Source organism: Candidatus Sodalis sp. SoCistrobi, assembly GCF_900143145.1.
In the GTDB taxonomy this organism is placed as follows: domain Bacteria; phylum Pseudomonadota; class Gammaproteobacteria; order Enterobacterales; family Enterobacteriaceae; genus SoCistrobi.
Genome location: NZ_FRDB01000156.1, coordinates 1 through 7,200, shown reverse-complemented (window position 1 = coordinate 7,200; position 7,200 = coordinate 1). Strand labels below are relative to the sequence as shown.

6 protein-coding genes and 2 pseudogenes are annotated in these 7,200 nt (G+C 57.4%); 4 read left to right on the top strand and 4 right to left on the bottom strand.

The window, feature by feature from the left end:
* Positions 1 to 130 precede the first annotated feature (130 nt).
* Together CINSTRO3249_RS10960 and CINSTRO3249_RS10955 are read left to right on the top strand one after the other, a co-directional pair.
* Positions 131 to 865, top strand: a pseudogene (locus CINSTRO3249_RS10960) (UxaA family hydrolase); the annotation flags it as partial.
* Positions 866 to 964: 99 nt separating this feature from the next.
* Positions 965 to 1,519 carry a YgjV family protein gene (locus CINSTRO3249_RS10955; protein ID WP_074013311.1) on the top strand — a complete coding sequence of 185 codons (555 nt, stop codon included), beginning with the start codon at positions 965 to 967 and terminating at the stop codon, positions 1,517 to 1,519.
* A 33-nt stretch (positions 1,520 to 1,552) separates the two neighbouring features.
* Here the strand turns inward: CINSTRO3249_RS10955 and CINSTRO3249_RS10950 are convergent, their stop codons facing one another.
* From CINSTRO3249_RS10950 to CINSTRO3249_RS10940, 3 genes and pseudogenes are all read right to left on the bottom strand, one after another.
* Positions 1,553 to 2,518, bottom strand: coding sequence for a TerC family protein (locus tag CINSTRO3249_RS10950; RefSeq protein ID WP_074013310.1), 966 nt, complete (start codon positions 2,516 to 2,518; stop codon positions 1,553 to 1,555).
* Between the two features lie 236 nt (positions 2,519 to 2,754).
* Positions 2,755 to 3,491 (bottom strand): annotated as a pseudogene (locus CINSTRO3249_RS10945) (glutamine amidotransferase).
* A complete protein-coding gene (locus CINSTRO3249_RS10940) occupies positions 3,488 to 4,489 on the bottom strand; it encodes a Gfo/Idh/MocA family protein (RefSeq protein WP_074013312.1) in 1,002 nt (333 codons plus the stop codon). Before CINSTRO3249_RS10940 ends, CINSTRO3249_RS10945 begins: the two are co-directional and overlap by 4 nt.
* Positions 4,490 to 4,637: 148 nt before the next feature.
* Here CINSTRO3249_RS10940 and rlmG point away from each other — a divergent pair, with 148 nt between their 5' ends.
* Together rlmG and CINSTRO3249_RS10930 are read left to right on the top strand one after the other, a co-directional pair.
* Complete coding sequence (gene rlmG, locus CINSTRO3249_RS10935) at positions 4,638 to 5,777, top strand: 23S rRNA (guanine(1835)-N(2))-methyltransferase RlmG (RefSeq protein WP_074013309.1); 1,140 nt, start codon at positions 4,638 to 4,640, stop codon at positions 5,775 to 5,777.
* An 81-nt stretch (positions 5,778 to 5,858) separates the two neighbouring features.
* Complete coding sequence (locus CINSTRO3249_RS10930; protein WP_074013308.1) at positions 5,859 to 6,170, top strand: hypothetical protein; 312 nt, start codon at positions 5,859 to 5,861, stop codon at positions 6,168 to 6,170.
* Positions 6,171 to 6,375: 205 nt separating this feature from the next.
* On the opposite strand, the gene CINSTRO3249_RS10925 is transcribed toward CINSTRO3249_RS10930, so the two are convergent.
* On the bottom strand, positions 6,376 to 7,074 hold the full coding sequence (locus tag CINSTRO3249_RS10925; protein ID WP_074013307.1) for a hypothetical protein: 699 nt from the start codon (positions 7,072 to 7,074) through the stop codon (positions 6,376 to 6,378).
* Positions 7,075 to 7,200 lie beyond the last annotated feature (126 nt).

Genomic DNA, 7,200 nt, shown 5'->3' with positions numbered 1-7,200 from the left:
ACTCCATGGAGTAGTTGGCTCGCGGTTTTTTGGGCTCTGTCATAGATAGTGTCCACTTAAAATAGGTGGACACCATCCTTAATCATCCCTGTCGAAATCGAAAGACGTCCTATATGGGGCGCTTACCGACGACCATCGCGAACCGGGCAAGCTCAGCGGGCTGGAATGCGGCGGCTCCGACGGCCTGTCGGGCATCACCGCCAACCCCATGCTCGGACGGTTTTCGGATTACCTGATCGCCAACGGCGGCACCACCGTGCTGACGGAAGTCCCGGAGATGTTCGGCGCCGAACGTATCTTGATGAGCCGCTGCCGCGATGAAGCGACGTTTGACAAGACCGTGCATATGGTCAACGACTTCAAGCAGTATTTTATCGCCCATCAGCAGCCGATTTATGAAAACCCCTCTCCCGGCAACAAAGCCGGCGGCATTACGACGCTTGAGGAGAAATCTTTGGGCTGTACGCAGAAAGCCGGGCAGAGCAAGGTCGTCGACGTTTTGAAATATGGCGAACGTTTGAGCGTCCCGGGGCTGAACTTACTGAGCGCGCCGGGCAACGATGCGGTGGCCACCAGCGCGCTGGCCGGCGCCGGCTGTCATATGGTGCTGTTCAGTACCGGCCGCGGAACGCCTTACGGCGGCTTCGTACCGACGGTAAAATTGGCGACGAACAGCGAACTGGCGGCGAAAAAACCACACTGGATCGATTTCGACGCCGGCCGGCTGATCCACGGTATGAGCATGGAGGCGATACTCACCGAGTTTGTCGATGTCATCGTCGCCATCGCCAACGGCAAGCAAACCCGAAACGAGGTCAACGATTTTCGCGAATTGGCGATTTTCAAAAGCGGCGTGACCTTGTAATTTTTGCTAACGTTTTTTTTTCGGTTGTGACTCGGCGTTTCGTAATATGAAACGCCGTTTTCATTTATTTTCCCATTCGCAGGATTGAGATTTTCCTTCATGACGTGGTATTGGTTTGCCCAAGCGGTTGGCGGGCTGGCGTTTGTTGTCGGTATCACCACCTTTTTTAACCGCAACGAACGTCGGTTCAAACTGCAACTGTCGCTTTACAGCCTGATTATCGGTCTGCACTTCTTTTTATTGAGCGCTAACGCCGCCGGCATGAGCGCCGTGCTCAATACGCTGCGCACGCTGGTTTCCACCCGTACCCGCAGCCTATGGGCGATGCTGATTTTCATCGCCCTGACGCTCGGGCTCGGCCTACCGAAAGTCCGCTATGGCGTGGAACTGCTGCCGATTGCCGGCACGGTGGCCAGCACCTGGGCGCTGTTTCGCTGTAGTGGCTTGACCACACGCTGCGTTATGTGGTGCTCCACTGCCTGTTGGGTCACCCACAATATCTGGCTCGGCTCCATCGGCGGCTCGCTGATTGAGGGCAGTTTCCTCATCATGAACGGCCTGGCGATTGTTCGTTTTCACCGGCTTATCAAGCAGGGCATCGACCCTATTGTGACGGAAAACCGCGCCGTGCCGGTTCAGGTTCACGGCCGCTAGCTGGCGCCGCTGCTGTTGCAGAGGCGCCAGCCGCTATTCCTGCCGGGTACGTGATTGCCGGCGGTTGACCCAGGCGTTCAGCAGCAGCGTCACGGTCAGCGTGACCGCCACCATAGCCAGGGAAATGGCGACCGGGATATGGATGAAATCCACGATAAGCATCTTGATGCCGATAAACACCAAAATCACCGCCAGGCCGTATTTAAGCAGCGAGAAACGCTCGGCCACATTGGCTAAAAGGAAATACATCGCCCGCAGGCCGAGGATGGCAAATAAATTTGAGGTCAGCACGATAAACGGATCGGTGGTGACGGCGAATATCGCCGGTATGCTGTCGAGAGAAAAAATGACGTCGCTGAACTCCACCATGATAAGCGCCAGCAGCAGCGGCGTGGCGAACAACAGCCCGTCGCGGCGGATAAAAAAGCGCTCGCCGTGCAGCTCATTGGTCACCCGCAGGTGACGGTACAGCCAGCGCACCAGCGGACGTTTGCCGATATCCTGTTGGTCATGGCCGGGCAGGGCCATTTTGACGCCGGTGAACAGCAAAAACGCGCCAAACACGTAGAGCAACCACTGGAACTCGCTGATAAGCCAACTGCCGGCAAACACCATGACGGCCCGCAGCCCTATAGCGCCCAGGATGCCCCAGGTCAGCAGGCGGCGCTGTAGCGACAGCGGGACGGCAAAATAGCTAAACAGCATCAGCCAGACAAACACATTGTCGGCCGCCAGGGTTTTTTCCAGCAAATAGCCGGTGAGGAACGCCAGCGCCTGACTATCGGCCACCGCCCGGCTTTCGGCTTGCAGTAAATAGGCCCAGAACAGGACGTTGAACACCAGCGCCAACGCGACCCACAGCAGCGACCACAGCGCCGCCTGTTTCATCGACGGCGGTTTATCGCCGGCCCGGCCCTGCATCATAAGATCCACGGCCAACATGATAATCACCACCACAGCGAAGCTGCCCCACAGCAGGGGATTTCCGACGGTATGCATCTGAGAGTATCCTTCCACAACGAAAAACGGCTGACGTCGGAAGGCGCCAGCCGCTGTTCACGGTCCGGGCTATAAGCGTGTCTCGCCTTCCGGCAAGGTCTCACTTACAACCCGCATGAAAATTCTGCAGTTGCCCGGCTACCGGATGCGTTGGCATCGTATTGACGGCTGGCCGGCGGAAAGTTACTCCCCTTTGCTGAGAACTACGTTAATGTAAAAAAATGCAACCGTCAATATCAATTCGTAACGGTACCGTTTAGGCAGCGGTGGACAAAGCGCGCCAGTAAACCCTGACTATGGGGCGTGGCGGTGATGTGCTGCTCCAGTTGTTGGTAATGATCGCGCCGTTCCGGCTCCTGCGCCATCATGCGTGTCAGGTAGCTGTGCATGACCGGCGCGTTAAATTCGGGGTGAAACTGGGTGCTGATAACGTTGGGCCCATAACGCAGGTTTGATGAGGGTCATGCGAGGATCGGCCAAGCACGGTAGCGCCTGGAGGCAAAGTAAGTACTGACTGAGAGTGAACCAGATTGGCGTCGAAACGGCGCGGCAACGCGGTTAACAGCGCGTCATCCGCCGCCGCCGGTAGCAATTCGATAGTGTGGGTGCCCAGTTCCATGCCGTCGGGGTGATAACCCACTTCGCCGCCCAGCGCATACGCCAGCAGCTGGTGACCGTAACAGGCGCCGAAAACGGGGGTGTCTACCTCTACCGCCCGACGCAGCCAGTCGGCGGCGTACTCGCTCCAGGGCAGTTTATCCGTCACCATCGCGGCAGAGCCGGTAATCATGACGCCGGAATAGTGCTCCGGCGCTTGCGGTCGCGCGCCGCCGGGCAGATAGACCACCTCGACGCGCGCGTCGTGGATTTCGCCGGCTTCAATGAACATCCTGTCGAAATTGCCGTGCTCGCGCCTGACCGATTCGGGCGCATCGCCGGTCTGTAAAATAAGTAAGTACTTACTATATTTCATGGGCTCGCCTCACCCTGCCCAGGTCGGTCGGCCGGGAATATCACCCCGGTTTGACGGCGGATCTCGGTAAGCAGGCGCGCCGTGCTGCGCGATATTGCCAGCCCGGGATGGTCTATTATTCGTTGCGCGACCCGATCGGCAAAGGCGTGCGCCTCATACAACATGCTGTTGATGTGCTGCGGCTGGCTGAGATCTTGCTGATTGCCATTGTGGGCAACCAGCGTCACGCGCTGGCATTCGCCAATTTTCTCAACCAGCAGCGACCCGGTTTCACCCTGGATCTCACTGTGCAGCGTCGACTGGCTTACCTTGGAATGCAGCAAGGTAACGTCAAAATCACCGTAATCGAGGATCACCGTGCCTTGGCCATCCACGCCGCTTTCCAGCAGCGACGCGCTGGCCTGGACCCGCGCCGGCTCCCCCCATAATGTTACGGCGGCCGCCAGCGGATAGAAGCCGATATCCATAATAGAGCCGTTGGAGAATTGCGGATTAAAGGTATTCGGGTTCTCGCCGGCCAAATACTTGTCATAGCGTGAGGAGTACTGACAATAATTCAGCAGCGCCTTACGCAGGCGCCCCACGCTCGGCAGAGCCCGCTGGAGCGCGTGGAAATTGGGCAGATAGGCGGTTTTGAACGCCTCGAACAGCACCACCTGATGCTCAAGTGCGCAGGCAATCATCTGTTCCGCTTCCTCGAGGTTGGAGGCAAAGGGCTTTTCGCAGATAACGTGTTTACCCTGGCGCATAAACTGCAGGCTTTGCTGGCAATGCAGGGCGTTTGGGCTGGCGATATACACCGCGTCAATCAGGTCCGAGCGGACAAGCTGCTCTAGGGAATCAAAACACTGTTCGACCGGGTATTCCGTCGCCAGAGCGCGGGCCTGCGTTAGCTGGCGCGAATAAATGGCGGTGAGTTTCAGCTTACCGCTCTCATGAGCGGCATCGATAAACTGACGGGTGATCCAATTGGTGCCTATAACGGCGAAACGAATCATTTGAACCGGCAACCTGCAGGTTAGGGAAAGTAACAGCAGATTAACATGCCCATCCGGCAAGGCAAGTCTCCTGCAGCGGCGAAAAAAACCGTATACTGCCGCCCTTAATTTCCGTTTAACCGCTTCATTTCATCATCAGGTAGGGCTTATGCGCCTTTTTGACCACCCGGCCGGCGCACTGCGGCTGGATCGTTACCCGCCCGGCGCGGCCAATGACGCTCTGCAGGCCTGGGATGCCGCGGATGAATACCTGCTGCAGGCGTGCCCGCCGCCGCAGGCGATAACCGGGCCGACGCTGATTTTCAATGACGCCTTCGGCGCGCTCGCTTGCGCGCTGCACGCGCGGGCGCCTTATTGCATCAGCGATTCATACCTGAGCCAGCTCGCCACTCGTCATAATCTGGCGCAGAACGCTCTGGCAGCGGAATCGATAACCCTGCTGGACAGCCTGGCGCCTATGCCGCCGGCGCCCGGCCTGGTCTTAATCAAAATACCTAAAACTCTGGCGCTGCTTGAGCAGCAGTTGCACGCGCTGCGCCAGGTGATGGGGCCCGATACGACCCTCCTTGCCGCCGGCAAGGTGCGCGACATTCATCGTTCCACGCTGGCGCTGTTTAGCGACATTATCGGTCCGACCCGCACCTCGCTGGCGCAAAAAAAGGCGCGCCTTATCTACAGTGCGTGGGCTGAGAAGGCGCCCTTATCGCCGCCGCCGCCCGCGATGTGGCCGCTTGAGGGCACGCCGTACCGTATTTACAATCACGCCAACGTGTTCTCACGGACATCGCTGGATATCGGTGCGCGTTTTTTTCTGCCGTATTTGCCACAGGACATCGAAGGGACGCTTCTGGATCTGGGCTGCGGCAACGGTGTCCTGGGGTTAATGGCCCTGGCGGCCAATCCGCGCGCCACGATACAGTTTGTGGATGAGTCCTATATGGCAATCGCCTCCAGCCGGCTTAATCTTAGCGAGAACCGACCGGCGGATATACCCCGTTGCCGGTTTCAGGTCAACAATGGCCTGGCGGGGGAGGCGGCCGACAGCATGCGGGCCATTATCTGTAATCCGCCATTCCATCAACAGCAGGCGATTACAGATCATATCGCGCGGCACATGTTCCGCGATGCCCGGCGCTGCCTGCAACCGGGCGGCGAATTACGTATCGTAGCCAATCGTCATTTGGATTATTTTCGTCAACTTAAACATTTGTTTGGCAATTGCCAGGCTCTGGGCGCCAATCAGAAATTCGTGGTGCTTAAAAGCACAAAGACGCGCCAGGAGCGCTAAGCGGCGGCCAGCGCCACAATGCGTTTGTTGCCGCGCTGGACAATCATTATACTGCGCCAAAGACCGAGGAAAGGAACAGTCATGTTGTTGCAAGAATTAGAGACCCGTTTAGATGCGGCCTTTTCATTGCTGGAAAACAGCGTCATACAGCACCAACAGTTGTGGCGGCAGGACTTTCAGTCACTACAGCACCAATTGGAACAATGCCAAGCGCGCGAAGCGCAACTGCGGGAGCACAACGCGATACTGGTGGGCAAACTTAATAGCCTTGACACCTCGCCGGATCGTAACCCCCTGCTTCATAAAATTAAAATTATCAGCTCGCATATTGATGCACTGGCCAAAGACGCCGCGGCTTTTCGCCAGTCGTGCCAGCTCTCATCGACCAGGTAGTCGTTTTGTCCGATGCCCGACCCTTCGCGCCGCGAAGATCTGCCGCTGCGCGGCTTATCACGCCCGCATTGCCGCGACAAAGCCCAGGTTACCGTGCCGCGCGCATTGCCGCAGCAGGGCCGCGCCCTGCGCGAAACGTGGCCATAGGCGGATTTAGACGCTCCGGTACTATCCCTGCTTGGCGTCGCGGTGCGGCGTGGTCCCCTCAGTTATCCTCCAGCCGCCGATAATGGCCGGCGCAGCCCAGCAATTGTCGGAAAGAGTTGGTTAAACTTTGAGAACGCGTTGGCGCGCGTCGCGCCACGGTGACCTGCTGTTGCACTATTCCCCATTCATCTGGCCGGTAGCCGTTTGCCAGGCACTCCAGCATAAAATAACGGCGTAGCAGGGTGCTGCTTAAGGCGTTATCGTCTCCCAACGCTTGCGTTAAGTCTGCGGCTTCCTGGCGATAGTCATCGAAGAGATTTCTCCATAGCGCCGGCCCGGAAAGAAACGCTTCCTTTGCGGCGAGACAGCGGCTGAAAAAATTGTAGACATGAACCGCGCAGTCGTTACGTTGTTGAAAATGTTGTTGGAAGAAGTAGTAGCGTCCGCGTTTTTTGGGGATCAATTGACCGAGTACCGCTTCCTTTAACAGTTCGGTGTCGCTATCGTCCAGGCTGTCGAAGATGGCGAAATGCCAAACGTCTTCTTTCTTTACCGCCACCACCGCGCTGAAATGGCCGGTCAGCGCTGTACCCTCATAAGGGCAAACGGGGGCGGACATCATCGGCAACAGCAGCATTTGCCCCGACGACAGATGCTGTAGTTTCTCCCGCGCCACGTTAAGTCCCAACGTCAGGTCATCGCGCAGGTAGCGCGCGACGTCTCGGATGCTGTCCTGATGTACCGGATTGTAAAGCATGAATCACCCCGGATAAATTAGAGTCTATACTTTAAAAGTGGAGGTCTCTATGACAACGACCAAACGTTACTCTCCGGAAGTCCGTGAACGGGCAGTTAATCTAGTGCTGGAAACTCAGCATGAGCA